General features: G+C 72.3%; 26 protein-coding genes and 1 riboswitch. Of the genes, 11 read left to right on the top strand and 15 right to left on the bottom strand.

The features are described from left to right. Positions 1-66: 66 nt before the first annotated feature. From ACIP9H_RS10795 to ACIP9H_RS10780, 4 genes are all read right to left on the bottom strand, one after another. On the bottom strand, positions 67-2,454 hold the full coding sequence (locus ACIP9H_RS10795; protein ID WP_401592450.1) for an ATP-binding cassette domain-containing protein: 2,388 nt from the start codon (positions 2,452-2,454) through the stop codon (positions 67-69). Positions 2,455-2,573: 119 nt separating this feature from the next. Further along, positions 2,574-2,930: a VOC family protein gene (locus ACIP9H_RS10790; RefSeq protein WP_401592448.1), complete on the bottom strand. Its 357-nt coding sequence runs from the start codon at positions 2,928-2,930 to the stop codon at positions 2,574-2,576. A gap of 129 nt (positions 2,931-3,059) precedes the next feature. Further along, positions 3,060-3,671 carry a maleylpyruvate isomerase family mycothiol-dependent enzyme gene (locus ACIP9H_RS10785; RefSeq protein ID WP_401592446.1) on the bottom strand — a complete coding sequence of 204 codons (612 nt, stop codon included), beginning with the start codon at positions 3,669-3,671 and terminating at the stop codon, positions 3,060-3,062. A 37-nt stretch (positions 3,672-3,708) separates the two neighbouring features. Next, positions 3,709-4,395 (bottom strand): hypothetical protein, encoded by a 687-nt coding sequence (locus tag ACIP9H_RS10780; RefSeq protein WP_360901002.1) that lies wholly within the window; start codon positions 4,393-4,395, stop codon positions 3,709-3,711. A 51-nt stretch (positions 4,396-4,446) separates the two neighbouring features. Between ACIP9H_RS10780 and ACIP9H_RS10775 the strand changes: the two genes are divergently transcribed. Further along, the gene (locus tag ACIP9H_RS10775; protein WP_401592444.1) at positions 4,447-5,154 is read left to right on the top strand and encodes a copper homeostasis protein CutC; all 708 of its coding nucleotides are present in this window, start codon (positions 4,447-4,449) and stop codon (positions 5,152-5,154) included. 940 nt (positions 5,155-6,094) lie between these two features. On the opposite strand, the gene groL is transcribed toward ACIP9H_RS10775, so the two are convergent. The 4 genes from groL to thrC form a co-directional block, all read right to left on the bottom strand. Next, positions 6,095-7,717 carry a chaperonin GroEL gene (groL, locus tag ACIP9H_RS10770; RefSeq protein WP_360900996.1) on the bottom strand — a complete coding sequence of 541 codons (1,623 nt, stop codon included), beginning with the start codon at positions 7,715-7,717 and terminating at the stop codon, positions 6,095-6,097. A 364-nt stretch (positions 7,718-8,081) separates the two neighbouring features. Then, the gene (locus ACIP9H_RS10765; RefSeq protein ID WP_005486335.1) at positions 8,082-8,288 is read right to left on the bottom strand and encodes a cold-shock protein; all 207 of its coding nucleotides are present in this window, start codon (positions 8,286-8,288) and stop codon (positions 8,082-8,084) included. Between the two features lie 426 nt (positions 8,289-8,714). After that, entirely contained in the window at positions 8,715-8,993 is a 279-nt protein-coding gene (locus tag ACIP9H_RS10760; RefSeq protein ID WP_401592441.1) for a ubiquitin-like small modifier protein 1, read from the bottom strand. Between the two features lie 50 nt (positions 8,994-9,043). Next, positions 9,044-10,336, bottom strand: a complete 1,293-nt coding sequence (gene thrC / locus ACIP9H_RS10755; RefSeq protein ID WP_401592439.1) for a threonine synthase — start codon at positions 10,334-10,336, stop codon at positions 9,044-9,046. Positions 10,337-10,354: 18 nt separating this feature from the next. After that, positions 10,355-10,482: riboswitch (SAM riboswitch) on the bottom strand. A gap of 171 nt (positions 10,483-10,653) precedes the next feature. Between thrC and ACIP9H_RS10750 the strand changes: the two genes are divergently transcribed. The 4 genes from ACIP9H_RS10750 (at position 10,654) to ACIP9H_RS10735 (ending at position 14,910) form a co-directional block, all read left to right on the top strand. After that, positions 10,654-11,631: a glucosyl-3-phosphoglycerate synthase gene (locus tag ACIP9H_RS10750; RefSeq protein WP_401592437.1), complete on the top strand. Its 978-nt coding sequence runs from the start codon at positions 10,654-10,656 to the stop codon at positions 11,629-11,631. 201 nt (positions 11,632-11,832) lie between these two features. Beyond that, a complete protein-coding gene (locus tag ACIP9H_RS10745; protein ID WP_401592435.1) occupies positions 11,833-13,293 on the top strand; it encodes a trehalose-6-phosphate synthase in 1,461 nt (486 codons plus the stop codon). An 88-nt stretch (positions 13,294-13,381) separates the two neighbouring features. Then, on the top strand, positions 13,382-13,990 hold the full coding sequence (locus ACIP9H_RS10740) for an RNA polymerase sigma factor (protein ID WP_401592433.1): 609 nt from the start codon (positions 13,382-13,384) through the stop codon (positions 13,988-13,990). Next, entirely contained in the window at positions 13,987-14,910 is a 924-nt protein-coding gene (locus ACIP9H_RS10735) for a CU044_5270 family protein (protein WP_401958752.1), read from the top strand. Before ACIP9H_RS10740 ends, ACIP9H_RS10735 begins: the two co-directional genes overlap by 4 nt. On the opposite strand, the gene ACIP9H_RS10730 is transcribed toward ACIP9H_RS10735, so the two are convergent. Both ACIP9H_RS10730 and ACIP9H_RS10725 read right to left on the bottom strand, forming a co-directional pair. Further along, on the bottom strand, positions 14,889-15,305 hold the full coding sequence (locus ACIP9H_RS10730) for a hypothetical protein (RefSeq protein WP_401592429.1): 417 nt from the start codon (positions 15,303-15,305) through the stop codon (positions 14,889-14,891). The genes ACIP9H_RS10735 and ACIP9H_RS10730 overlap by 22 nt on opposite strands. Next, positions 15,302-15,694, bottom strand: a complete 393-nt coding sequence (locus tag ACIP9H_RS10725) for an ATP-binding protein (protein ID WP_360900971.1) — start codon at positions 15,692-15,694, stop codon at positions 15,302-15,304. Before ACIP9H_RS10725 ends, ACIP9H_RS10730 begins: the two co-directional genes overlap by 4 nt. A gap of 115 nt (positions 15,695-15,809) precedes the next feature. On the opposite strand from ACIP9H_RS10725, the gene ACIP9H_RS10720 reads away from it, so the two are divergent. After that, positions 15,810-16,628 carry a Scr1 family TA system antitoxin-like transcriptional regulator gene (locus ACIP9H_RS10720; protein WP_401958749.1) on the top strand — a complete coding sequence of 273 codons (819 nt, stop codon included), beginning with the start codon at positions 15,810-15,812 and terminating at the stop codon, positions 16,626-16,628. Next, a complete protein-coding gene (locus ACIP9H_RS10715) occupies positions 16,625-16,816 on the top strand; it encodes a DUF397 domain-containing protein (protein ID WP_401592425.1) in 192 nt (63 codons plus the stop codon). The genes ACIP9H_RS10720 and ACIP9H_RS10715 overlap by 4 nt, the downstream gene beginning before the upstream one ends. A gap of 2 nt (positions 16,817-16,818) precedes the next feature. On the opposite strand, the gene ACIP9H_RS10710 is transcribed toward ACIP9H_RS10715, so the two are convergent. Further along, complete coding sequence (locus tag ACIP9H_RS10710; RefSeq protein ID WP_401958745.1) at positions 16,819-17,526, bottom strand: DUF2993 domain-containing protein; 708 nt, start codon at positions 17,524-17,526, stop codon at positions 16,819-16,821. Positions 17,527-17,843: 317 nt separating this feature from the next. On the opposite strand from ACIP9H_RS10710, the gene ACIP9H_RS10705 reads away from it, so the two are divergent. Beyond that, entirely contained in the window at positions 17,844-18,731 is an 888-nt protein-coding gene (locus tag ACIP9H_RS10705) for a hypothetical protein (RefSeq protein ID WP_401958743.1), read from the top strand. A gap of 79 nt (positions 18,732-18,810) precedes the next feature. Here the strand turns inward: ACIP9H_RS10705 and ACIP9H_RS10700 are convergent, their stop codons facing one another. Beyond that, positions 18,811-20,784, bottom strand: a complete 1,974-nt coding sequence (locus tag ACIP9H_RS10700; RefSeq protein ID WP_401592419.1) for a LamG-like jellyroll fold domain-containing protein — start codon at positions 20,782-20,784, stop codon at positions 18,811-18,813. Between the two features lie 378 nt (positions 20,785-21,162). Here ACIP9H_RS10700 and ACIP9H_RS10695 point away from each other — a divergent pair, with 378 nt between their 5' ends. Together ACIP9H_RS10695 and ACIP9H_RS10690 are read left to right on the top strand one after the other, a co-directional pair. Further along, entirely contained in the window at positions 21,163-21,378 is a 216-nt protein-coding gene (locus tag ACIP9H_RS10695; protein ID WP_401592417.1) for a type II toxin-antitoxin system VapB family antitoxin, read from the top strand. Further along, on the top strand, positions 21,375-21,791 hold the full coding sequence (locus ACIP9H_RS10690; protein WP_401958739.1) for a PIN domain nuclease: 417 nt from the start codon (positions 21,375-21,377) through the stop codon (positions 21,789-21,791). The genes ACIP9H_RS10695 and ACIP9H_RS10690 overlap by 4 nt, the downstream gene beginning before the upstream one ends. A 15-nt stretch (positions 21,792-21,806) precedes the next feature. Here ACIP9H_RS10690 and ACIP9H_RS10685 read toward each other — a convergent pair whose 3' ends face one another. The 3 genes from ACIP9H_RS10685 to ACIP9H_RS10675 are packed head-to-tail and all read right to left on the bottom strand — an operon-like array spanning position 21,807 to position 23,856. Then, positions 21,807-22,322, bottom strand: a complete 516-nt coding sequence (locus ACIP9H_RS10685) for a universal stress protein (RefSeq protein WP_401958737.1) — start codon at positions 22,320-22,322, stop codon at positions 21,807-21,809. An 18-nt stretch (positions 22,323-22,340) separates the two neighbouring features. After that, positions 22,341-23,597: an SLC13 family permease gene (locus ACIP9H_RS10680; RefSeq protein WP_401958990.1), complete on the bottom strand. Its 1,257-nt coding sequence runs from the start codon at positions 23,595-23,597 to the stop codon at positions 22,341-22,343. A 34-nt stretch (positions 23,598-23,631) separates the two neighbouring features. Next, positions 23,632-23,856 (bottom strand): hypothetical protein, encoded by a 225-nt coding sequence (locus ACIP9H_RS10675; protein WP_401592411.1) that lies wholly within the window; start codon positions 23,854-23,856, stop codon positions 23,632-23,634. A gap of 135 nt (positions 23,857-23,991) precedes the next feature. Here ACIP9H_RS10675 and ACIP9H_RS10670 point away from each other — a divergent pair, with 135 nt between their 5' ends. Next, positions 23,992-25,113 (top strand): sensor histidine kinase, encoded by a 1,122-nt coding sequence (locus ACIP9H_RS10670; RefSeq protein ID WP_401592409.1) that lies wholly within the window; start codon positions 23,992-23,994, stop codon positions 25,111-25,113. Positions 25,114-25,118 lie beyond the last annotated feature (5 nt).

Raw genomic sequence — 25,118 nt, 5'->3', positions numbered from 1 at the left:
TGTGGCTGAGCGCGCAGTTCCCAGCGCCCCTGACGGGGCCCGATGTCGCGGGCCCCGGGCGGGGCGTCAGGCGCTGACGTATTGGGCGAGGTGGGTGGCGGTGAGGGTGGTGGGGGTGGCGACGAGGTCGGCGGGGGTGCCCTCGAAGACGATGCGGCCGCCGTCGTGGCCGGCGCCCGGGCCGAGGTCGATGATCCAGTCGGCGTGCGCCATGACCGCCTGGTGGTGCTCGACCACGATGACCGACTTGCCGGAGTCGACGAGCCGGTCGAGCAGGCCGAGCAGTTGCTCGACGTCGGCGAGGTGGAGGCCGGCGGTCGGCTCGTCGAGCACGTAGATGCCGCCCTTGTCGGCCATGTGCGTCGCCAGCTTGAGGCGCTGGCGCTCACCGCCGGACAGCGTGGTGAGCGGCTGGCCGAGGCTGAGGTAGCCGAGGCCGACGTCGGCGAGGCGGGTGAGGATGGCGTGCGCGGCAGGGATGCGGGCCTCGCCCGCGCCGAAGAACTCCTCGGCCCCGGTCACCGACATCGCGAGCACCTCGCTGATGTCGCGGCCGCCGAGGTGGTACTCCAGCACCGCCGCCTGGAACCGCTTGCCCTCGCACTCCTCGCAGGTGGTGGCGACGCCGGCCATCATCGCCAGGTCCGTGTAGATCACGCCGGCGCCGTTGCAGCCCGGGCAGGCGCCCTCCGAGTTGGCGCTGAACAGCGCCGGCTTCACGCCGTTGGCCTTGGCGAACGCCTTGCGGATCGGCTCCAGCAGCCCGGTGTACGTCGCCGGGTTGCTGCGCCGCGAGCCGCGGATCGGGCTCTGGTCGACCGAGACCACGCCCGCGCCGGGCGGGATCGACCCGTGCACGAGCGAGCTCTTGCCGGAGCCGGCCACGCCGGTGACGACCGCCAGCACCCCGAGCGGGATGTCGACGTCGACGTCCTGAAGGTTGTGCGCGGTCGCGCCGCGGATCTCCAGGGTGCCGGTGGGCTTGCGCACGCTCTCCTTGAGCCGGGCGCGGTCGTCGAAGTGGCGGCCGGTGACCGTGCCGGCCGCCCGCAGCCCGTCGACCGTGCCCTCGAAGCAGACGCTGCCGCCCGCGGTGCCGGCGCCGGGGCCGAGGTCGACGACGTGGTCGGCGATCGCGATCACCTCGGGCTTGTGCTCGACGACGAGCACCGTGTTGCCCTTGTCCCGCAGCCGCAGCAGCAGGCCGTTCATGCGCTGGATGTCGTGGGGGTGCAGGCCGACGGTGGGCTCGTCGAAGACGTACGTGACGTCGGTGAGCGAGGAGCCGAGGTGGCGGATCATCTTGACGCGCTGCGCCTCGCCGCCCGACAGCGTGCCGGAAGGCCGGTCCAGGGAGAGGTAGCCGAGGCCGATCTCGGCGAAGGAGTCGAAGGTGTCCACCAGGGCCGTCAGCAGGGGCGCGACGGAGGGCTCGTCCAGCGCGCGGACCCATTCGGCGAGGTCGCTGACCTGCATCGCGCAGGCGTCGGCGATGCTGATCCCGCCGATCTTCGAGGAGCGGGCCGCCTCGGTCAGCCGCGTGCCGTCGCACTCGGGGCAGACGGTGAACGTCATCGCCCGCTCAACGAACGCGCGGATGTGCGGCTGGAGGGCGTCGACGTCCTTGGCGAGCATCGACTTCTGGATCTTCGGGATCAGCCCCTCGTAGGTCAGGTTGATCCCCTCGACCTTGATCTTGGTCGGCTCCTTGTGGAGGAGGTCGTGGAGTTCCTTCTTGGTGTACTTGCGGATCGGCTTGTCCGGGTCGAAGAAGCCGCTGCCGCGGAAAATGCGGCCGAACCAGCCGTCCATGCTGTAGCCGGGGACGGTGATCGCGCCCTCGTTGAGCGACTTGCTGTCGTCGTAGAGCTGGGTCAGGTCGATGTCGGTGACCGTGCCCCGGCCCTCGCAGCGCGGGCACATGCCGCCGAGGCGGTTGAAGGTCGCCTTCACCGTCTTCTTCGCGCCGCGCTCGACGGTGATCGCGCCGCTCGCCCGGACCGAGGCGACGTTGAAGGAGAACGCGTTGGGCGAGCCGATGTGCGGCTGCCCGAGCCGGCTGAACAGGATGCGCAGCATCGCGTTGGCGTCGGTGGCGGTGCCGACCGTGGAGCGGGGGTCGGCGCCCAGCCGCTGCTGGTCGACAATGATCGCCGTGGTCAGCCCGTCGAGGACGTCGACCTCGGGCCGGGCCAGCGTCGGCATGAAGCCCTGCACGAAGGCGCTGTAGGTCTCGTTGATCAGCCGCTGGGACTCCGCGGCGACCGTGCCGAAGACGAGCGAGCTCTTGCCCGAGCCGGAGACCCCGGTGAACACCGTCAGCCGGCGCTTGGGGATCTCGACGCTGACGTCCTTGAGGTTGTTCACACGCGCGCCGTGCACGCGGATCAGATCGTGGCTGTCGGCACTGTGCAGCGCGTGCGGCCGCGGGTCCGTCCTCGTGTCCGTGCTCATCGTGTCTCCCTCGGTCCCTCTGAGTCGGTACTGGTGTCCCACCGGCATCGAACAGTACGTCCGGTCGCCGTGTCCGCGCTTCCGGCCGACCGGTCCGGCCGGCCGGAGGCGGCCGCGGCTCACCGGTCCTGGATCAGCCCGAGGACATTGCCGTCGAGGTCGGTGAAGGTGGCCACGAGGCGGCCGCCGCCGACGTCGCGCACCGGGTCCTTGACGGTGGCGCCCGCGGCGGTCACCTCGGCGAGCTTCGCCTCGATGTCCGCCACGTGCCAGTGGGCGACCGGCGAGGTCATGCCCTGCGGTCCGCCGCTCGGCACCAGGCCGATCTGCTGGCCCTCGACCTCGAAGCCGACGTAGTACTCGCTGTCGTGCTGCGGGGCGACACCGAGCAGGGCGGTGTACACCTCCTTCGCCTTCGCGAGGTCGGAGACGGGATGCAGCACGGTCTTGATGCCCTGGGTGGAAGAGCCGCTCATGGTCACTCCTGAGGTCGTGGGTCGGGGCGGGGCGGCGGCGGTGGCGCCGTCGCCCGCTCTGTCCGCCACGCTAATCGCGACCCGGCCGCCGGGGCTTCTCGAATCCTGACCGGTTCGGTCCCGTCCCGGTCAGAGCGGGTCGCCCTGGAGCCGTCCCTCGGGGAGCCTGCGTCCGCACAGCGCGGACGCCAGGTCGCCGGCCTCACCGCTCAGGGCGGGTCCTGAGCCGTAGGACCAGTCCAGGTCGGTGGCGCGCAGGGCGCGGCCGTCGACCGCCACACCGAAGTGGGCGTGGCCGCCGCCGTACGTCAGGTCGTTCAGGACGGCGGTGACGGCCTGCTCCGGGGCCCGGCGCTCCACGCCGAGGGGCACGGTGATGTCGAGGCCGTGGATCACCACGTGGTTGAGGGCGCCGCGGACCCCGCCGCCGGGCGGGGTCCAGTGGTGCATGACCTGCGAGCGCAGCCCGGCGACGAGGGTGTCCTCCGGCAGCGCCGCGTCGCGGACGGCGACGGCGTTCGACAAGCGGGTGAAGTCGTAGTCGCAGGCGCGCAGTTCGGCCATGAACTCGTCTTCGGTGAAGCGTGCCGCCATGGTCATGTGCGCCACGACCTCGCGCACCCGCCAGCCCTCGCAGAGCGAGGGGGTGTCCCACCGGTCCTTGCCCGCCCCGTCGAGGAGGTCGGCGAGGGAGAGGTACGCGGTGGTGAGCGCGGATCGCAGTACGGCGTCATCGGTCATGGCGGCCGCCTTCCGGTGGGTGCGGGCACGACAGGTCTCAGAGGGCAGACCGGTCCGGCGGCGCGGAGTCATCGGCGGAGAGCAGGAGTTCCAGTTCCGTGGTGAGGTTGCGGCGAGCCGTGTCCTCCCAGCGCTCGTAGCCGATGGTGGTGCGGAACAGCCGCGGCAGCGCGAGGAGCTGGCGCAGTACGCCGGCGCGGCCGGCGCGGAAGGCGTCGTCGGGGACGAAGCCGTACTCGTCGCGGACGGCGGCGGCGTAGGCGGCGTAGGCGACGGGGTCGCCGGCCAGGACCGCGAGGTCGGCGTCGCACAGCACCTGGCCGTTGCGGTCGCCGTCGCCGGGGTGGTGGGTGACGGTGAGCCGGACGAGGCGGGCGACCTCGGCGGTGATGGTGTCGGGGACGGCCGCCTCGGGCAGCGCGCGTTCGGCGAGGCGGGCGCTGCGCTCCTCGTTCTCGGAGCGGTCGGGGCGGTAGACGGCGTCGTGGAACCAGGCGGCGAGCAGCACCGCGTCGATGTCCTCGGCGTACTCGGCCAGGGAGTCGACGTGGACGAGCACCGCGGCCAGGTGGTCGGTGGTGTGGTAGCGGCGTTGGGGTTCGGCCCAGCGGGCGAGCAGGTCCTCGCCGTAGGGCCTCGGGTCGACGGACTCGGTCTGGCAGCGGCGCAGCAGCGCGCTCCAGTGCGTCAGCAGCTCGGGATCGGTGGCGGCCATGTCGGCCATTGTGGAGCACGGGGGTCGCGGGCCGGTGGAGGCATGTGGGATCCTGAATATATGTCTAGACCAATTTTCGAAGTGATCGCGCTCGACGCCGACGACGCACGCGCGGCCCAGGCGGGGGGCGCGGACCGCCTCGAACTGGTCACCGACATGTCCGCCGACGGCCTGACCCCGCGCCGGGAGGTCTTCGCGGCCGTGCGCGCCGCGGTGGAGGTGCCGGTACGCGTGATGCTGCGCGGCCGGGCCGACTTCGCGGCGGGCGACGCCCAGGAGGTCGACGCGCTGTGCGCCGCGGCGGCCGCGCTGCGCACGGAGGGGGCCGACGAGTTCGTGCTCGGCTTCCTCGACGCCGCCGGCGGCCCCGACCTGCGGGCGGTGCGGATGCTGGCCGACGCCGTGGGTCCGGGCGCGCGCTGGACGTTCCACCGCGCGATCGACCACTGCGCGGACCGCGCGGCGCTGCGCGCGGCCCTGCGGGGACTGCCCGGGCACGACACGTACCTGACGGCGGGATCGGCCCGCGGGGTCGACACCGGCCTGGACGTCCTGGTCGCGGAGGCGGCGGAGGGCGCGCCCGGCGATCCCCAGTTGATGGTCGGCGGCGGCCTGCGCGCTGAGCACCTGCCCCGGCTGCTGGCGGCGGGCATCGACGCCTTCCACGTCGGCGGCGCGGTCCGCCCCGACGGCTGGTCGGGCCCGGTCGCCGCGGAAGCCGTCCGCACCTGGCGCGAACTGCTCGACGCGCCGGTCGCCGTGGGCTAGCCCGACTCGGTCCCCCGCCCGAACCTCCCTGCGCCCTCCCCCCCCTCGGCCCGCCACATCGGCCGGGCGGCGGAGGTGCGCCAGGGGGCGCGGTCGGCGCGGAGGCCCTGCACACCCGGCGCTGCCTGCTCGACGCGCCTACCCCCGGGCCAGGCCTCTGGCCGGCCCCCGCGGGAACCGCCCGCCCACGCCCCTCGCCACGTTGGCCGGCAACCGGAGGAGCAGCAAGGCGCTGCGCCAGAGTGCCCGGTCGGCGCAGAGGCCCCACGCCCCCGGCGCAACCTGCCCAACCGCCCCTCGCCGTGGGGCCAGCCCTCCAACCGGGCGCGAGGATGCGGGCCTCGGCCCGGTCCTCGCGGGAACGCCCGCTCGGCCGGGCGGCGGAAGGGCGGCGTCCCGTCCGTGGTGACGGAGTTGGCATCGGCCGTGAGGTGGACCGGCTCCCTTGGCAGCCGTACCGCTCGATCAGGGCTTCGGCGTCGTCGCGCGCGGAGCGGTTCCGGAAGCCGTGGTCCCGACCGCGTCGCGCCCGGCATCCGCTCGACCAGTTCCTGCCGCTCTCACGGCGGACCTCTTCCGTGAGCCGGTCGTAGGGCTCGGCCTCCCGTTCCACCCCGGAGTCTCGCCCGCTGAGTCGCTGCCGGACCGCTTCGTCGGTGGGGAGCCGGGCGAGCCGCCCGAGAGGCCGCACCTCAGCACCACCGTGCCCGTCCGGCAGGCGGAATCCGGACGCGCCACGGTCCGCCCTCGGCGGCTGGTCGGGCCCGGTCGGCGCAGCGGCCGTACGCAGCCGGCGCGGGCCGCCGGCGAGGCCGGGGGCAGGCGGCCGCGAGGGCCGCCTCATCGCTCAGCGCCGGGAGGCGGGGACGCGGGAACGCCCGAGGGCGGCACCCCGTGGGGGGTGCCGCCCTCGTTCGTGTACTGCTGAACCCTCGCGGGATCAGAAGTCCATGTCACCGCCCGGCATGCCGCCGCCGGCCGGGGCCGCGGCCTTCTCCGGCTTGTCGGCGATGACGGCCTCGGTGGTGAGGAAGAGCGCGGCGATGGACGCCGCGTTCTGCAGCGCGGAGCGCGTCACCTTGGCCGGGTCGATGATGCCCTCGGCGATCAGGTCGACGTACTCACCGGACGCGGCGTTGAGGCCGTGACCCGGGGTGAGGTTGCGGACCTTCTCCACCACGACGCCGCCCTCGAGGCCGGCGTTGACCGCGATCTGCTTCAGCGGGGCCTCCAGGGCCAGCTTCACGATCGCCGCACCGGTGGCCTCGTCGCCGTCGAGCTCGAGCTTCTCGAAGACGTTGGACGCCTGGAGCAGAGCCACGCCACCACCGGCGACGATGCCCTCCTCGACGGCGGCCTTGGCGTTGCGCACCGCGTCCTCGATGCGGTGCTTGCGCTCCTTGAGCTCGACCTCGGTGGCCGCGCCGGCCTTGATGACGGCCACGCCGCCGGCCAGCTTGGCGAGGCGCTCCTGGAGCTTCTCGCGGTCGTAGTCCGAGTCGCTGTTCTCGATCTCGGCACGGATCTGGTTGACCCGGCCCTGGATCTGGTCGGCGTCGCCGGAGCCGTCCACGATGGTGGTCTCGTCCTTGGTGACGACGACCTTGCGGGCGCGGCCCAGCAGCTCCAGACCGGCGTTCTCCAGCTTGAGGCCGACCTCCTCGGACACCACGGTGCCACCGGTGAGGATGGCGATGTCCTGGAGCATGGCCTTGCGGCGGTCGCCGAAGCCCGGGGCCTTGACGGCGACGGACTTGAAGGTGCCGCGGATCTTGTTGACCACCAGGGTCGACAGGGCCTCGCCGTCCACGTCCTCGGCGATGATCAGCAGCGCCTTGCCGGACTGCATGACCTTCTCCAGCAGCGGGAGCAGGTCCTTGACCGCGGAGATCTTGGAGTTGACGATCAGGATGTACGGGTCGTCGAAGACGGTCTCCATACGCTCCAGGTCGGTGGCGAAGTACGCCGAGATGTAGCCCTTGTCGAAGCGCATACCCTCGGTGAGCTCCAGCTCCAGACCGAAGGTCTGGGACTCCTCGACGGTGATGACGCCTTCCTTGCCGACCTTGTCCATCGCCTCGGCGATGAGCTCGCCGATCTGGGGGTCAGCGGCGGAGATGGAGGCGGTGGAGGCGATCTGCTCCTTGGTCTCCACGTCCTTCGCCTGCTCGAGCAGGGCGGCGGAAACGGCCTCGACGGCCGCCTCGATGCCACGCTTCAGGGCCATCGGGTTCGCACCCGCGGCCACGTTGCGCAGGCCCTCGCGGACCAGCGCCTGGGCGAGGACGGTCGCGGTCGTCGTGCCGTCACCGGCGACGTCGTCCGTCTTCTTCGCGACCTCCTTGACCAGCTCCGCGCCGATCTTCTCGTACGGGTCCTCGAGCTCGATCTCCTTGGCGATGGACACACCATCGTTGGTGATCGTGGGGGCGCCCCACTTCTTCTCGAGGACGACGTTGCGGCCCTTGGGGCCGAGGGTGACCTTGACGGCGTCGGCGAGCTGGTTCATCCCGCGCTCGAGACCGCGCCGTGCCTCCTCGTCGAACGCGATGATCTTGGCCATGTGAAGTGGTCCTCCCGGACTTGGGGTCCCCCCGCGACGCGCGGCCGCGGGGAAGGATTACTCCAGGACCGCGCCGGCGCCCGCGACGGACGGCCTGCCCTTCCGCCGGTTCCTTTCCGGCGGTCGAGCGGGCCTCACCCACTCGGTCCTTTGTCACTCTCAACGTCAGAGTGCTAACGCCAATGATTAGCACTCGCCCTAGGAGAGTGCAAGCCGCTCGGCCGGTCTCCCGCCAGGTGCCGGGGCGGGCGGGGGCGGGCGGGGGGCGCCGGACAGACGAAGGCCCGCCCCCGTTCAGAGGGCGGGCCTTGACATGTACGTTTGAGCGCGTCGGTGCGAGGCGCTCCGTGGCCGGTGCGCGGCGTCAGCCGGCGGCGAGACGGACCATGTCCGCCTGCGGCCCCTTCTGGCCCTGCGAGATCTCGAACTCGACCCGCTGACCTTCCTCGAGGGTGCGGTAGCCGTCCATCTGTATCGCGCTGTAGTGCACGAAGACGTCCGCACCACCGTCGACCGCGATGAAGCCGTAGCCCTTCTCCGCGTTGAACCACTTGACGGTGCCCTGAGCCATTCCTAACTCCCCTATTGCTGGCCTTTCGCAGGCCCGCACCTCGCGGACCCGGGTCAGACCTCACCCCCTACAGCCAAGGGGGCGTGCGCCGGAACGCGTCGACCGCGGCTGAATGTATCTGCACGAACGCTGTCTGCAACAGGTCAATCCGACGAGAAATCCGGGCAGGAGGAAAGGGAAGAACGGCTCGATCGGCCAATGATCCGGGGCAAGTCGGGCGGGACATATGACGCCAACACGACAATCATCGCAGGAATTTGGCGATAAATCGTCGACAGGGACGCCCCGGAAAGAGGGTTTGCGCAGGGCGTTGCAGAGGGTTGCGAGCCTCTGGAACAACTGTACAGCCCTTCAACTACCCCTCACGCACACAGGGGTGCCGGGAGCAACTCCCGGCACCCCTGCCCGTTCCACGGCGCTTCCGGCTCAACAGCCCCCGGCGACCGCGGGGATGATCGACACGGACGCGCCCTCGGCCACCGCGGTCTGCAGGCCCTCGGAGAAACGGACGTCGTCGTCGTTCACGTAGACGTTCACGAAGCGGCGGAGCTTGCCCGTGTCGTCCAGGACACGGGCCGCGATGCCGGGGTGGTTCTTCTCCAGCGACTCGATGACCTCGGCCAGCGTGCCGCCCTCGGCGGGGACCTCGGCCCGGCCGCCGGTGTAGGGGCGGAGGATGGTGGGGATGCGGACGTTCGCGCTCATGATGCGGGGTTCACCTTCGTTTCGGGACGGACGGCGATCGGCGGCCGGGGTCAGCCGGCCAGGCCGGCGGCGCGGAACGCGTCGAGGCTCGGGCGGATGGTGGCGGTGGGACGGGAGGTCGCGGCGACGGCGTCCAGGGTCTTGAGCCCGTCACCGGTGTTGAGCACGACCGTCTCGGCAGCCGGGTCCAACTGCCCGCTCTCGATCAGCTTCTTGAGGACGCCGACGGTCACGCCGCCCGCCGTCTCCGCGAAGATGCCCTCCGTACGGGCGAGCAGCTTGATGGCGTCCACGATCTGCTCGTCGGTGACGTCCTCGACCGCGCCGCCGGTGCGCCGGGCGATATCCAGCACGTAGGGGCCGTCCGCCGGGTTGCCGATGGCGAGCGACTTGGCGATGGTGTTCGGCTTCTGCGGGCGCACGACGTCCTGCCCGGCCTTGAAGGCGGTGGAGACCGGGGAGCACCCCTCGGCCTGGGCGCCGTAGATGCGGTACGGCTTGTCCTCGACCAGGCCGAGCTTGATCAGCTCCTGGAGCCCCTTGTCGATCTTCGTCAGCTGGGAGCCCGAGGCGATCGGGATGACGAGGTTGTCCGGCAGCCGCCAGCCGAGCTGCTCGCAGATCTCGTACGCGAGCGTCTTGGAGCCCTCGCCGTAGTAGGGGCGGAGGTTGACGTTGACGAAGCCCCAGCCCTCGCCGATCGGGTCGCCGATCAGCTCGCTGCAGAAGCGGTTGACGTCGTCGTAGTTGCCCTCGATGCCGACCAGTTCGCCGCCGTAGACGGCGGCCATGACGACCTTGCCCTCCTCCAGGTCGTGCGGGATGAAGACGCAGGACCGGAAGCCGGCGCGGGCCGCCGCGGCGCCGACCGCGCCCGCGAGGTTGCCGGTGGAGGAGCAGGACAGCGTGGTCAGGCCGAAGGTGCGGGCGGCCTCCAGGGCGATGGCGACCACACGGTCCTTGAAGGAGTGCGTGGGGTTGCCGGAGTCGTCCTTGATGTGCAGGCCGCCGGTGACGCCCAGTTCGCGGGCGAGGTTGTCGGCCTTGACGAGCTTGGTGAAGCCGGGGTTCAGATTGGGCTTGGTGGCCACGTCGGCGGGGACGGGCAGCAGCGGCGCGTAGCGCCAGATGTTGTTCGGACCGGACTCGATGCGCTTGCGGAGCGTCTCGGGATCGCCGGCGGGAAGGTCGTAGGCCACTTCGAGCGGCCCGAAACAGACCTCGCACGCGAAGATCGGGCTCAGCGGGAAGCGTTCGCCGCACTCGCGGCAGGACAGTGCGGAAGCGGGTCCGAAGGGGGAATCCGTGGACGCGACGTCGGTGACAGCAGTCTGCGCAGCCATGTCAGGCGAGGCCCTTTCTCCTCATCTTCCTCGCGGCGCATTTCGCCGCGAGACGGAATTGGCACCTTCCCCACCTGGACCTCGCGGTCGGCGGGAGGGTTGCCGGGGCTTCAACGGGCCGTTCCCTCTGCCCCTCTGGATGAGCGGTATGGCACCGGGCGCGGGGCCCGGGCATTTGTCGTACGAGGCGCGATCACCGCGGACATACGATGGTCATGCCTCGTGTTCTCGACTGTAACCGACGACCTCGAACCTGGTCACAGCCCGTCCGTCCTTCGAGACAAGCCGAAGAAGAGGGGCAGAAACGGAGCAACGCAGTGCTGGACGAGGTAGCCGGCTGGCTGCGGCGGCGGTCCTGGACCGCCGAGCGCCGGCCGCTGGGCCAGCTCCTCGCCGCGAAGCGGGCCGCGGGCCCGCGCGGAACGGTGAGCGTGGTGCTGCCCGCGCTCGACGAGGAGGCCACGGTCGGGGCGATCGTCACGGAGATCCGCCGCGCGCTGATGTCCGACGCACCCGGGGCCGTGCCGCTGGTCGACGAGCTCGTCGTCCTGGACTCGGGCTCCACGGACGGGACCGCCGCGGTCGCCGCGGCGGCGGGCGCGACCGTGGTCCACCGCGACGCGATCCTGCCGCGGCTGCCGGCCGTGCCCGGCAAGGGCGAGGTGCTGTGGCGCTCACTGCTCGCCACGCGCGGCGAGATCGTCTGCTTCGTCGACGCCGACCTGCGCGAGTTCGACACCCGCTTCGTCTCCGGGATCGTCGGGCCGCTGCTCACGGAGCCGGACGTCCAGCTGGTCAAGGCGATGTACGACCGGCCCCTGGAGGCCGGCGGCACGGTGGAGCCGGCAGGCGGCGGGCGCGTCACGGAACTGGTCGCCCGGCCCCTGCTCAATCTGCACTGGCCGCAGCTCGCGGGCTTCGTGCAGCCCCTCGGCGGCGAGTACGCGGCGCGGCGGTCACTGCTGGAGCGGCTGCCGTTTCCCGTGGGGTACGGCGTCGAACTGGGGCTGCTCATCGACGCGCTCAACGCGGTCGGGCTCGACGCGCTCGCGCAGGTCGACGTCGGTGTGCGGCACCATCGGCACCAGGACGGGCAGGCGCTGGGCCGCATGGCCGCGACGATCTACCGCACGGCGCAGACGCGGCTGGCGCGGGGGCACCTGGTGCGGCCCGTCCTCACGCAGTTCGAGCGGACCGCGGAGGGGTTCGCTCCGCGGGTGCATGAAGTGACGACGGAGGAGCGGCCGCCCATGATCTCGATCCCGGAGTACGTGCGGCGCCGCGAGGTTGCGTGACGCTGCGGGGGCTTCGGTGCGGGTGCGTCGTGGCTGAGCGCGCAGTTCCCCGCGCCCCTGGGGGGTCGTGGGCTGGGCGCGCAGTTCCCCGGGCCCCTGAGGGGGGCGTGGGGTGGGCGCGCAGGTCCTTGCGGCCCTGGGGACGCTCGGGTGGCGTAGCGCACACGTTTGCGGGTGGGGATGCGTGGCTAGGCTGGCGGCATGGTCGCATCGCATGGCGCGCGGGTTCTGGTGGCGTCCAATCGCGGGCCCGTCTCGTACAGCCTCCGGGAGGACGGGACGCTGGAGTCGCGCCGCGGAGGCGGCGGTCTCGTGTCGGGGCTGAGCGCGATCGGGCCGGACACGGACGCCGTGTGGGTGTGCGCCGCGCTCGGTGACGGCGATCGCGCGGCCGTGCTGCGGACCGCGGACAGGAGCGGGCGGCTGGCCGCGGAGGACACCGGCGACCAGCGGGTGCGCATGCTGGACATCCCGGCGGAGACGTTCGCGTCCGCGTACAACGGGATCGCGAACTCCGTGCTGTGGTTCGTCCACCACCTGCTGTTCCAGACGCCTCTGGAGCCCGTCTTCGACGAGGACTTCCGCGAGCAGTGGGCGGCGTACGTGGCGTACAACAGCGCGTTCGCCGACGCGCTGGCGGAGGAGGCCGGGGAGGGCGCGGCCGTCCTGGTGCAGGACTACCACCTGACGCTGGTGCCGCAGATGCTCCGCTCGCGCCGCCCCGACCTGCGGATCGGCCATTTCTCGCACACGCCGTGGGCGCCGCCGGACTACTTCCGGCTGCTGCCGGACGACGTGGCGGCCGAGGTGCTGAGCGGCGTTCTGGGCGCGGACCGGGCGGCGTTCCTGACCCGGCGCTGGGCGGAGGCGTTCGCCGCGTGCTGCGCCGATGTGCTCGGCGCGTCCGTGAGCCGGGACGGGGACGCACTGTCGGTGACCCATCAGGGCCGCACCACCCGGATCGGGGTGCACGGGCTGGGGGCGGACGCGGAGTTCCTGCGGGAGCGGGCGCACCGGCCGGACGTGGAGGAGCGCCTGGCGGTGCTCCGGGAGGCCGTGGGCGGCCCGGACCGCAAGGTCGTCGTGCGGGTGGACCGCACCGAGCTGTCGAAGAACATCGTGCGCGGCCTGCTGGCGTTCGCGCAGTTGCTGCGCGACCGTCCCGAGTGGCAGGGCCGCGTGGTGCACATCGCGTTCGCCTATCCCTCGCGGCACGACCTGGCGATCTACCGCGAGTACACCGACGAGGTCTCCGATCTGGCGGAGGAGATCAACGAGGAGTTCGGCACCCCGGGTTGGGAGCCGGTGATCCTGCACGTCAAGGACGACTTCGCGCGCTCGCTGGCGGCGTACCGGCTGGCCGACGTGGCGCTGGTCAACCCGATCCGCGACGGCATGAACTTGGTGGCCAAGGAGATCCCGGTCGTCTCGGACGACGGTGTCGCCCTGGTGCTGTCGCGTGAGGCGGGCGCCTACGAGGAGCTGGGCGACGACGCCTTCGTGGTGAACCCGTACGACATCCTGGCCACGGCCCGCGCGCTGCACCAGGCGCTCTCGCTCTCGCACGGGGAACGCGCCGAGGCCACCAAGCGCCTGGTGGCGGCGGCCACCGCGCTGCCGCCTCAGCGGTGGTTCCTGGACCAGCTGCACGCCCTCGACTGACCTGCGTTGAGACACTGGGGCCGACCGCACGTTCTCCTGGGTGACACACGTCACCGCGACGCGGGGCGGCGGCCGGACAGGAATTGACGTGGAGCTTTCACTGCGAGCCCGGGTGCGGGCCGGGGACCCGGCCGCGTTCGCCCAGCTCTTCGACGACCACGCGGGCGTGGTGCACCGGCACGCCGTGCGGGTGCTGGGCAACTGGGCGACGGCCGAGGACATCGTGTCGCTGACGTTCCTGGAGGCGTGGCGGACGCGCGAGCGGGTGCGTGTGGACGGCGACAGCCTCCAGCCGTGGCTGCTGGGCATCGCGACGAACGTGATGCGCAACACGGCGCGTGCCGCGCGGCGCCACCAGGGCGCGCTGGCGCGGCTGCCGCTGCGGGACGCGGTGCCGGACTTCGCGGACGAGCTCGCGGACCGGCTCGCGGACGCCGAACAGCTCGGTGCCGCCCGCCGGGCGCTGGAGCAGTTGCGGCGGCCGGAACGCGAGGTGTTCGCGCTGTGCGTGTGGGCGGGACTGGACTCCGTCGCGGCGGCCGAGGCGCTGGGCATCAAGGTCGGCACGGTCCGCTCGCGGCTGTTCCGGGCCCGGGAGCGGCTGCGGAAGCTGACGGAGGACGAACTGGCACGGGGCCGGGCCGCCGCCGGGCGGCGTCCGGCACCGGAGGAGCAGGTCGGGAGGGAGACCCGGTGAACGAGCACGCCGAACTGGTGGAACTGCTGCCCCCGCCGGGCGACCCGGTCCTCCCGCCGGCCCGCGAGCGGATACTCAAGGAGCACCTGCTGCGCGAGATCGCCCGGGACGGGAAACCGGTACCGCGGCCGCTGCGCTCCCGGGTGCGGCGCCGGCTGCTCACGGCGGGCGTTCCCGCGGCACTGGCGCTCGCCGTCCTGGCCGGTGTCGACGCGAGCGGGGTCCTCGACGACGGCCCCGCCGTCAGCGCGGCCCAGCGGTACCGGGCCGAGGTGCTGCTCACGCGGATCGCGCGGGCGGCGGACTCGCGCCCGGCCGCCGCGGTCCAAGACGACCAGTACGTGTACACCGAAGTCCGGGGCGCCAAGCGGTACTTCGCCGACTTCCTGCCGACCGGGCCCGACGCCCTCGCCCAGCGCGAGGACTGGCACGCCGTGGACGGCCGCCGCAAGGGCCTGGCCCGTATCCGGGCGATCCCCGCGGACGGCGGTGCCACCGGCCACATCGACATGAGCCTGGACGCCGACCCGAACGGCACCACCTACCGCGAGCTCACGGCCCTGCCCACCGATCCGGTTCTGCTGCTGCGCACGCTGTACGCGCGGACCGCGGGCCAGGGGCCGACGCACGAGGAGGCGGTCTTCGAGTCGATCGGCGCGATGCTCCCGGACTCCCTCCTCCTCCCCGATCTGAACTCCGCGCTGTACCGGGCCGCCTCCCGGCTGCCCGGCATGGTGGTCGTGGACCACACCGCGGACGGCGCGGGCCGCCGCGGGGTGGGCCTGACGTTCTTCGGGTCGCGGCACGACACGACGTGGGTCTTCGACCCGTCCTCGCTGGCGTTCCTGGGGACGACGCGGACCGCGGTGATCGAGGTGGGGATCGCCGACCGGGCCGGTCAGCCCCCCGTGCACGGCTGAGCGGCCGCTCGCCGCCGGCTGATGCCCAGCCGGATGCGGGCGGTCAGCGCGCCGGTGGCGAGGTAGTGCTCCACCTCCGCGAGCGGGGCGCGGCGGGCGAGCGGTTCGAGGCCGACGACGAGGGCGACCGGGCCGCCGTCCGCCACGAACGCGGACCACCGCTCCCCGACGGCGGCTTCGAGCAGGCAGCCGCCCGCTTCACCGTGCACGACCGCCCGGCCGGGGGCGGGCACGGTGACCCGTTCGCCCAGGTCGGGCAGGCGGCGCCCCGGTTCGGTCAGGCCGAGCAGCGCGGCGAGCCCGGCCGTGCCGTGCCCGCGCGGGTGGGCCAGCAGCAGGAAGGCCACCGGCCCGAAGGCGGTGTCGTCGAGCCAGGCCCAGGTGGCGGGCCTCACCGCAGCACCACCCAGACCTGCTTGCCGGTGGGGGTCGGGCGGGCGCCCCAGCGGTGGGCGGCCGTCGCGATCAGGTGCATGCCGCGCCCGCGTTCGGCCGACCAGTCGAGCGGCAGCGGCGCGGGGACGGGCAGCCGGTGCGAGCGGTCGCTGACCGTGGCCCGCACTCCCTCGTCGGCGAGGTCGTGCAGGGTCAGTTCGCACTCGGGGGAGCCCGCGTGGCGGTGGACGTTGGCGAGTATCTCGGTGACGCACAGCGCGGCGGCGTTCGCGAGGTCCTCGCGGCCCCAGGCGCGGAGCTGTTCGCGCACGGCGGTGCGCACGGCGGCGATGCGGGCGGGCTCGGCGACGACGCGCATCGCCGTTCCGGGTGGGGATTCCTGCGTCATGGGGTCAACGGTTCCGTGCCGTGGCTAGCCTGACCAGGGACGACCTGACCCCGGGTCAGCTGTGTCGGGGCGGCCGGGCCGGTGTGTACGCGCTGTGTATCGGGGAGGTGGTGCCGTGTCCGCGACGAAGGGCGAGGGCTCGGCCAGCATGCGGATGTTCGGCTCGGTCGCACGGTCGCTGCGGGAGGCGCGGGGACTGTCGACCGAGGAACTGGCCGCGCACGTCGGCTACTCGAAGTCGCTGGTGATCAAGGTCGAGCGGGGGGAGCGGATGCCGCCGCCGGCCTTCGTGGAGGGCGCGGAGACGCTGCTCGGCGACGCGGGCGGGGTGCTGCGGGCCGCGGCGCGGCATCTGGAGCGCGGTGAGTTCCCCTCGTGGTTCGAGGAGTACGCGGAGCTGGAGCGCACGGCGGTCTGCCTCTACACGTACGACACACACGTGGTCAACGGCCTGCTCCAGACCGAGGACTACGCCCGGGTGGTGCTCGGCGCCTACTGCCCGGCCCTCGAAGGGGAGGAGGTGGAGCGGCGGGTGCGGGCCCGGCTGGCCCGGCAGTCGCTGCTGACCCGGGCCCCGACGCCGCAGCTCGCCTTTGTGGTCGAGGAGTGGGTGCTGCGCCGCCCGGTGGGCGGCCGGGAGGTCAACCGGCGCCAGCTGGAACGGCTGCTGGAGGTGGCCGCGCTGCGGAACGTCACCGTCCAGGTGATGCCGCTCGCGCACGAGGCGCACGCCGGTTTCGACGGGCCCATGCATCTGCTGGAGACCCCCGATCTGCGGCTGCTCGCCTATCTCGAAGTCCAGGGCCGCAGCGTGCTGATGAGCGAGCGGAATGAGGTCAGCAAGCTCAACCAGCGCTATGCGATGATCCGGTCGCAGGCCCTCAGCGTCGGGGAATCCGCGAAGGTGATCGAGCAGATTGCAGGGGAGCTATGACCTCCGAACTCGCATGGTTCAAGAGCAGCCACAGCGGCAGTGAGGGCGGCGCGTGCATCGAGGTCGCCGCCGGTCCGGCAGCCGTCCACGTCCGGGACTCCAAGGACCCCGCGGGGCCCGTGCTGGTGTTCCCGGCCGAGCAGTGGTCGGCGTTCGTCGCGTTCGCCGCCGCCGTACCGGTGGAGTGACGTCACCCGTCGAAGCGCGAGGAACCGAGCGTCACTTGGTGCCCGGTGAGGCTGATCTCGATGCCGTCGGCGGTGGCACGCGCCGCGGTGAAACCGAGGCCGACCGGGAGGGCGACCCTCCACTCGCAACCGGCGCGTTCGGCACCGGGAACGGACAGCGTGAGCTCCGAGCCCTGCGCGAGGAGCGTGCCCGTGCTGCTCAGCGGTGCTCCGCCGACCGTTCCCGAGACCTGGACGCGTGCCGCCTGGCCGTCCGATCCCGGGGCCTGCGAGATCTTGATCGAGCCACCGGCCCTCGCCAGCCGTGACACCACGCCGGACAGGTCCTTGTAGGAGAGGGTCAGGGTGCCGGTGGCGAGATTGGCCTGGGCACTGCGCGCCGTCACCGAGGTCACGCTCACGTCGCGCAGATCGATGCGGAGCCGGGCGATGTACAGGTAGCCGCCCTGCCGGTTGTCGACGGTGTCGACGTAGAAGGCGTCCAGCGTGACATGGCGGAAGTCGCCGTCGAGCGCCTGGGTCACGAACGGGAAGCCCTGGATCCCCACGCTCATGTGGCCGTCCGTGGTGTTCGCGTAGCCGTACTTCTCCTTCGCGAGCTGGAGCGCCTCCTTGTCCGCGTAGTGCACGGCCACCCGGTCGGCGGTCACGAACAGCACGGCCAGCACGGCCACCGTGACGGCCAGGACCTTCACCCATCGACGTCCCACGCCGATCCCCCCATGCGTTGCGTTGTCGCCGACGACGAGGTGCGTGCGAGGCGATCACGCACTGCCGCGGACCTCGGCGACAGCCTAGATGTAGGGACCACGGGCGTTGTTGGCGCGGTCCCCTCCAGCGGTCGCGGGCCGCGTCCGGGGCTGCGCTTGCGTGCGTCGGGTCGGCGAACGGGCGTCGCGCGCGCCGCCGCCGTGCGGGTAGAGTAACCGCCCGATCACGCTTCGTGCTTGCGCACGAAGCGGCCCCCAGCGGTGCGCCAACACCGACCGGGGGCCTACATCCCCGAGGCCGATGCGGAGCCCCGTAAATGATGCGTCATGCTATCCCGCCGACCCGTTTCTTCTCCCAGACGCCGAACGACCTCATCCGCCATCCGCGGCTGAACGGAACGGCCGTACGACTGCTCCAGTGGGCGCTCTCCCTGCCCGACGGATCGCGCGAGACCCTCCAGACCATCGGCGAGAAGATGCCCGAAGGACGCATCGCGCTGCGCCGGGCCCGGCAGCAACTCGAAGCCGAGGGCTACGTCCACACCCGGCGCAACCAGTGCCCGCACACGGGCCGATGGACGACCCGAGTGCTGGTGTCCAATGTCGCGTTGCTGGCCCCGGAGGAGATCGAGGCCGCCTTCGCCCCACCGGGTGACCGGATGCCGACCGTCGGCGCACCGGCCGAACGGGCCGTCGGCGCATCACCCAGGGAAAAGAACACCGAAGAGGTGAACACCCCCCACCCCGACGCGCCGCTGGTCGCCCGCGCGGCGGCCGTGCTGCACCGGGTGGGGCGGACGGAGGCCCGGCTCGCCCTCGGCATCGCCGAGGCGGCGAAACTCGCCCCGCTGGCCGCGCGCTGGCTGGCCAACGGCGCGAGCGAACTCGAACTGCGCACCGCCGTCAGCGCCGGACTGCCGTCCGCCGTGCACTCCCCCGCCGGCTTCATCGCCCGCCGCCTGCGCGACAAGCTCCCCGCCCCGCGCACCCGCCTCGATCCGGCGGCCCCGGCCGAACCGCTGCCCGAATGCGCGGGCTGCGGCGATCCGTTGCCGCGAGGGCAAGCCACCGGGGTGTGCGCGCCCTGCACCGGCGCCGTCCCCGCGCCCGGCCCCTTCGGGCCGTCCGGCGCGGACCGGGTGCGCGCCGCACTGGCGCTCGCCGCCCCGGCTGTACGCGTGCGAACGGCCTTGCCACGGCTGTAGGGGCGGGACTGACGGTGAACCGACCCCGTCTCCCGCCTCCGACGGACGGGCCGGGGGCGGGAGACGGTGACCGGCCGGACTACTCGGCGGTCAGGAACTCGTCGTGCGACAGCGGACGGTTCACTATGCGGATGTCACCGACGTTGCCGTGGAAGACGACGTCGACCGCGCCCGCGTACTCGTGGCCGCCCACCAGCCAGGGCAGACCGAGCGAGGTGATGCCCTGCGAGACCCGGTTCGGGTTGTCGACGACGGGGGCGCCGTCGACGTACAGGCGGGTGTAGCGGCCGTCGTTGACGACCGCCAGGTGCCACCACTTGAGCTCCACCAGGCCGTGACCCCAGTTGGTCGTCGGGTAGGTGGTGTTCAGCGGGTAGTGGTTGAACTGCGGCTCGCGGCCGTTGTTCGTGATGTTGAACTGGGCCAGCGGCTCGTTCGGGTCGGTGTTCTTGCCGTGCTTGCCCGCCGCGCCGGACGCACCCCGGCGGCTGAGGAACGACGCGTTGCCGTTCCGGCCGGAGTCCCAGTCCAGCGGCATCATCACGAACGACTCGATCGTGTAACCGCTCCTGAAGGTCTCGCTGTTCAGCGGCGCCTTCGGACCCGTGGTCAGGTACGAGCCGTTGACCGGGTTGCGGCCGCCGGTGAACTTCAGGCTGGCGTGCGCGGGCTGGTCGGGGTGGTGGTCGGCGGACCAGGTCAGCGCACCGTCGGCGGTGCCCGGCAGGGTCACCACCGTCAGGTCGTTGCCCTTGCCCGACAGGTCGCGGATCGTCTGGCCCGCGGTGAGCGCGGTGCCGGGCGCGCCCTGCCCGTCGAAGCGCCAGTACGCCAGCGTGCCCTTCACCAGCTCCTTGCTCGCCGGGCGGGCGGGCCGGACCGGGACCGGGTTGAAGCTCGCGAAGCGCTCGTCGAAGTCGATCGGCATGGAGAAGTTGTCGACCGGGCCGGTGACCTGGGCGATCTCCGCGGCCAGCTGGGTGCGGGTCTCCGGCTCCTGGGCCATGATCCACGGGTTGATCGTCTCGACGTCGATCGTGTTGCGGACCAGGTCGAAGTGGTACAGGCGGATCATGCCGCCGCCGCCGAAGTACCGGTTCTGGTAGTTCGTGATGTGCATGTGCACGTCGTTGCCGGCGGCGTTCTTCTGGGTCATGCGCCCGGGCGGCCAGTAGTGGCCGTTCAGGGTCAGGAAGACCTGGTCGTTCTCCTTGATCAGCTTGTCCCACATCGCCTGACCGTTGCCCACGATCACGGCGTTGTTCTCGGGGTCGCCGGACTCGTACGGGAAAACGTTGTCATCGTACGGAGAGGCGACGATGTCGTGCGACGTGACGATCACCGGCATCTTCGGGTGCGCCTTGATGACCTTGTTGGCCCACGCGTAACCCTGGTCGGTGGTGCGCCAGTCCAGCGCCAGCAGCAGCCACGAGCGGCCGGCGGCCTGGAAGATGTGCGCGGTGTTGTAGCCGGTCTCGTCCGCCGAGGCGAAGGTCTTGGAGTGCCGGAACCGCTGCGGGCCCATGGTCCGCAGGTACGGCGTGTCACCGCGGCTGTCGTCGCCCGACACGTCGTGGTTGCCGGCGAGCACGCTGTACGCGGCGCCGTGCTGGTCCAGCACCGCGAACGCCTTGTCGACCTGCTCGAAGGACGACGGGTCCGCGTCCTGCGTCATGTCGCCGAGGTGCGCCATGAAGACGATGTTGTTGTCGGGGTTGCCGCTGTTGTTGATGATGTAGCGGAACGACTCCTCCTGCGGAGTCCGGTTCACGCTGTCCTGGCTGCCCCAGTAGAGGAACTGGGTGTCCGGCATGACCGCGAGGGTGAACTGGAGCGACGTCGGGTCCGGGTTCCACTTGCCGCTCTTGCCACCGTGCCTGGCGGCGTCCTCGGCGTTCCCGGCCTCCGCGGCGGACGCGGGCGTCACGCCGAACGCGGCCCCGCCGACGCCGACAGCCGCGGCGCCCGCGCCGGCCAGCGCCGCGTTGCGCAGAAAACCGCGCCGGCTGTTGCCGGCCGGCTCCTGGGACGAATGGTCACCATGAGTGCACATGAGGGGGGCCTTCCCGATTGGATGGTTTCAAGCCCCATCGACGCTACGCAGGAAGGCCCCCCAGCTGGGCATACGTCAGATGACAAACGGAATGCGGGTCTCCGCCCAAGGTTTACGGCACTCGTCAACCGGCGGCGGGAAGTCGGCCGCTCGATGAGCGGAGGATGACGAGGAGACGTCGATGTCGTCATGCCGCCGCAACCCGGGAATATCCGCGCGGCCCTGGCAGTGACACCAGGGGATGCGGTGCCGCCCGCCGGTCACCCTGGACCCACCGAACCGGCCGGCATAGAGGGCGGCAGGGGTTGGGCAGCGTTTGATATCGTCTGCCGCACATTTTGATATCATGACCCATGGATCTCACTCTTGGAGGCGGAGATGACCCGTACCGTCATAGACGTCGATGACCACATGCTCGCCGCCGCGGCCGAGATCTTCGGTACAACCACGAAGGTCGCCACCGTCAACGCAGCTCTCGAGGACGCGGTCAAGCGCCGGAAGCGCGCGTCGTTTCTGGAGTGGCTGGCTGATGGCGGGCTTCCTGATCTGACCGGTCCCGTCGACAGTGCGGACGACCCGCATCACGACGCATGACCGACCGCTTCCTCATCGACACCTCCGCCCTCGCCCGTTATCCGAAGCCGCCGGTCCGCGCCATGGTCCAGCCGCTGCACAACGCCGGGCTCCTCGCCGTGTGCGGGGCCGTCGAAGTGGAGGTCCTCCGCAGCGCCCGTTCCAAGGCCGACGCCGAACGTATCCGCGACGAGATGCGCGGTTTCGACTGGCTCCCCACGCCTGACGAAGCATGGGACCGCGCCCTAGAGGTGCAAACCCTGCTCATCGGAGACGGGAACTGGAAGGCTTTGTCCGTCGCGGATCTGATCATCGCAGCGACGGCGGAGCGGCACGGCGCCACCGTCCTGCACTACGACGGCGACTTCGACATGATCGCGCGCGTGACCGGACAGCCCATGCGATGGGTGGCCACGGCAGGCAGCGCCGACTGACCGGGGCCGACCCCACTATGCCTGCGGGGGCGGTGGGGGGATCGTGCCGAGGTCGGGGGCGGGTTCGGGCCAGACCAGGAGGACCGGGCAGGGGGCGTGGTCCACGACGAAGCGCGCGGCGGGGCCCAGGCTGTGCGGGCCGAGGTGGCTGCGGTCGCCGTCGCGGGCGAGGACCAGGAGGTCGGCGCCCTCCGCCGCCGCCACCACCTCCCGTTCGACCCGGCCGGTCAGCTCGCGCCGGACGCACGGCCGGCCCAGCCGGTCGGCCGCCGCCGCGAGCAACTCCCGTCCCGAGACGGCCGCCTGCTCCTCCATGCGGGTCCCCGGATCGCGACCCCAGCCGTGCGCCGGGCCGTGCGGGCGCGGGTGCCCGCGGCCCAGCAGACCCGCGAACGCGCCGTGGGCCGCGTCCGGCACGTCCTGCCCGCTGACATGGAGCAGCACGATGTCGGCGCCCTCCGGCGCGTGGGCGCGCGCGGCGTCCACACACGCGGGCCAGGTCCCCTCGACGGTCCAGACGACAACGGTCAACGCGGTCCCCTTTCCGGCTCAGCCTCCGAAGACCGGCAGTGACACCCACAGTGCCACCACCGACAGCACCAGCGCAGCGGGCACGACGAGCAGCCCGAGAAGCGTGAACTCCCGCAGGTTCACCGCCGCGTCGTGGGCGTGGACGATACGCCGCCACAACAGGGTGGCCAGCGACCCCGCGTACGTCAGGTTGGGGCCGATGTTCACCCCGAGCAGGACGGCGAGCACCGCGCCCGGGCCGCCCGGCGCCGCCAGAGGCAGCAGCACGAGCACCGCGGGCAGGTTGTTGATGACGTTGGCCAGCACCGCCGCCAGGGCCGCGAGCCCGAGCAGCGCGAGCAGGCCCGTGCCCTCGGGGACGACGTGCGTGAGCACGGAGGCCAGCCCGTTGTCGACGACCGCGCGGACCACCACGCCGAGCGCGAGCACGAACGCCAGGAAGGGGACGGCCGCCGACCGGCCGATCGCGCGGACCGTGGTCCGCCGCCGCAGCAGCGCGCGCACCGCCAACGCCAGCGCGCCGGCCAGCGCCGCCCACGCCGGGTTCAGCCCGAACGCGGAGGTGGCGACGAACCCGGCGAGGGTGCAGACCACCGTCACCAGCGCGAACAGCGGCACCTCCGGTGCGTCCCCGGCCGCCCGGACCCCGGCGGAGGCGTCCAGGTCGGAGGCGAACCAGCGCCGCAGCACCACGTACTCCACGCCGATCGCCACCAGCCACGGCAGTGCCATCAGCGCCGCGAAGCGGGCGAAGGACAGCCCGCTGGAGGCGAAGGCCAGCAGATTGGTGAGGTTGGAGACGGGCAGCAGCAGCGACGCCGTGTTGGACAGGTGCGTGCACGCGTACACGTGCGGCTTGGCCCGCGCCCCAAGCCGCGCGGCGGTCGCGAAGACCACGGGGGTGAGCAGCACCACGGTCGCGTCCAGGCTCAGCACCGCGGTGATCACCGAGGCCACGACGAAGACCTGGGCCAGCAGCCGGCGCGGACGGCCCGCCGCCGTCCGCGCCATCCATGCCCCGCAGGCGCGGAACAGCCCTTCGTCGTCGCAGAGTTGGGCCAGCACCAGCACGGCCGCCAGGAAGCCGATCACCGGCCCCAGCCGGGCGGCCTCCTCCCCGGCGTGGTCGAGGGAGATCGCCCCGGTTCCGATGACGATGCCCGCCGCCGGGACGGCGACCACCGCCTCGGGCAGGCCCCAGGGGCGCACCACGGCGCAGACCAGCACCACCACCAGCAGCAGGGCGGACAGCGCCTCCGCGTACGACGTGCTCAGGACCGGCTCCTTCGGTGGGCCACAAACGGGCGGACTACTTCTTCGCCTTGCCCACCGAGTCTGCCGCCACGCACACCGCCAGGCCCAATGCGACCAGCACGACACACACGTACATCCGGTAGCCGTCGAGGAAACCGATCCGCTGCACCAGCGCCCACAGATGGAACCTGCCGTCGGTGAGCTCGTAGGCGATGCCGCCGAGGCCCTGGGAGAGCAGGACGAAGCCGAGGAATCCTGTGAACCCGCGAAGACCCTTCATGCCCCGAGGCTAGGAAGCGGCGCCGGGGCCGGGCTGTCGTCCTAAGTAGCCGATCGGCCCCCGCGTGTCGTCCGAAGGTCCCGACTTCGCACGCGGCCTGTGGTGGCGGCGTCCGCGGTCCGTAGATTCGGGGACATGCGAGGCATACCCAGACGCATGCCGAAGGGCATCGGCGCCGACATCGCGGTCTTCCTCGGCGCCGCGGCCTTCTCCGTGCTGTCCGCGGGCGGGACGGGCGCCGGGACCGGGATCGCCGAGCAGGCCGTGAGCGCGGCCGCGTGCACCGCGCTGTTCCTGCGGCGGCGGTGGCCGGTGCAGCTGGCGGCGGCACTGCTGGTGACCGGATGGTTCGCGCACCTGGTGGGCGGGCCGACGGCGGTGGCCGTCTTCACCGTGGCGGCGCACCGCCCGCTGCGAAGCACGGCGTGGATCGCGGCGCTCGCCTTCGCGCCGCTGCCGGTGTTCCTCGCCCGCGGACCCGACCCGGACCTGCCGGAGACCGGTTCCGCGCTCACCTTCTTCGCCATCATGGCCGGGGCGATCGGCTGGGGGCTGTACGTGCGCTCCCGGCGGCAGTTGCTCGCCTCCCACGCGGAACGGGGACGGCGGGAGGCCCGCGAGGAGATCGCCCGCGAGATGCACGACGTCCTGGCGCACCGGCTGACGCTGCTCAGCGTCCACGCGGGGGCGCTGGAGTTCCACCCGGGAGCCCCGCCCGCCGAGATCGAACGGGCCGCGGGCGTGATCCGCGACGCCGCGCACCAGGCGCTGGAGGACCTGCGCGGGATCATCGGCGTCCTGCGCGAGCCGGGCGGGACGGGCGGCACGACCGGCGGGGGCGCGGGCGTGCGCCCGCAGCCGACCCTCGCCGACGTGCCCCGGCTGGTGGCGGAGGCACGGGAGGCCGGCATGCGGATCGCACTGGAGACGGACTGCGCGGCGGGGGAGGGCGGGGCCGCCACGGGGCGCACCGCCTACCGCATCGTGCAGGAGGGGCTGACCAACGCCCGCAAGCACGCGCCCGGCACGGAGGTGACGGTCCGGCTCAGCGGCGGCCCGGCGCGCGGGCTGACGGTCGAGGTCAGCAACCCGGCGCCGGACACGGCCCCCGCCGCCCCGCGCGCCGCGGGCATCCCCGGCGCCGGACAGGGACTGACCGGCCTCACCGAACGTGCCGCCCTCACCGGCGGCCGGCTCGAACACGGCCCGGTGCGCGGCGGCTTCCGCGTCCGGGCCTGGCTGCCGTGGGCGCCGTGAACGCC

The organism is Streptomyces sp. NPDC088732 (genome assembly GCF_044751205.1).
GTDB lineage: Bacteria > Actinomycetota > Actinomycetes > Streptomycetales > Streptomycetaceae > Actinacidiphila.
This window is presented reverse-complemented; position numbering and strand designations above follow the sequence as displayed.

Coding starts and splice junctions, on each gene's coding strand:
- ACIP9H_RS10775 (WP_401592444.1), top strand. CDS start 4,447: ATGTCTAGACCAATTTTCGAAGTGATCGCGCTCGACGCCGACGACGCA.
- ACIP9H_RS10785 (WP_401592446.1), bottom strand. CDS start 3,671: ATGACCGATGACGCCGTACTGCGATCCGCGCTCACCACCGCGTACCTC.
- ACIP9H_RS10700 (WP_401592419.1), bottom strand. CDS start 20,784: ATGTGCACTCATGGTGACCATTCGTCCCAGGAGCCGGCCGGCAACAGC.
- ACIP9H_RS10715 (WP_401592425.1), top strand. CDS start 16,625: ATGACCTCCGAACTCGCATGGTTCAAGAGCAGCCACAGCGGCAGTGAG.
- groL (WP_360900996.1), bottom strand. CDS start 7,717: ATGGCCAAGATCATCGCGTTCGACGAGGAGGCACGGCGCGGTCTCGAG.
- ACIP9H_RS10725 (WP_360900971.1), bottom strand. CDS start 15,694: ATGACGCAGGAATCCCCACCCGGAACGGCGATGCGCGTCGTCGCCGAG.
- ACIP9H_RS10690 (WP_401958739.1), top strand. CDS start 21,375: ATGACCGACCGCTTCCTCATCGACACCTCCGCCCTCGCCCGTTATCCG.
- ACIP9H_RS10765 (WP_005486335.1), bottom strand. CDS start 8,288: ATGGCTCAGGGCACCGTCAAGTGGTTCAACGCGGAGAAGGGCTACGGC.
- ACIP9H_RS10795 (WP_401592450.1), bottom strand. CDS start 2,454: ATGAGCACGGACACGAGGACGGACCCGCGGCCGCACGCGCTGCACAGT.
- ACIP9H_RS10705 (WP_401958743.1), top strand. CDS start 17,844: ATGATGCGTCATGCTATCCCGCCGACCCGTTTCTTCTCCCAGACGCCG.
- ACIP9H_RS10790 (WP_401592448.1), bottom strand. CDS start 2,930: ATGAGCGGCTCTTCCACCCAGGGCATCAAGACCGTGCTGCATCCCGTC.
- ACIP9H_RS10745 (WP_401592435.1), top strand. CDS start 11,833: ATGGTCGCATCGCATGGCGCGCGGGTTCTGGTGGCGTCCAATCGCGGG.
- ACIP9H_RS10780 (WP_360901002.1), bottom strand. CDS start 4,395: ATGGCCGACATGGCCGCCACCGATCCCGAGCTGCTGACGCACTGGAGC.
- ACIP9H_RS10675 (WP_401592411.1), bottom strand. CDS start 23,856: ATGAAGGGTCTTCGCGGGTTCACAGGATTCCTCGGCTTCGTCCTGCTC.
- ACIP9H_RS10670 (WP_401592409.1), top strand. CDS start 23,992: ATGCGAGGCATACCCAGACGCATGCCGAAGGGCATCGGCGCCGACATC.
- thrC (WP_401592439.1), bottom strand. CDS start 10,336: ATGGCTGCGCAGACTGCTGTCACCGACGTCGCGTCCACGGATTCCCCC.
- ACIP9H_RS10695 (WP_401592417.1), top strand. CDS start 21,163: ATGACCCGTACCGTCATAGACGTCGATGACCACATGCTCGCCGCCGCG.
- ACIP9H_RS10760 (WP_401592441.1), bottom strand. CDS start 8,993: ATGAGCGCGAACGTCCGCATCCCCACCATCCTCCGCCCCTACACCGGC.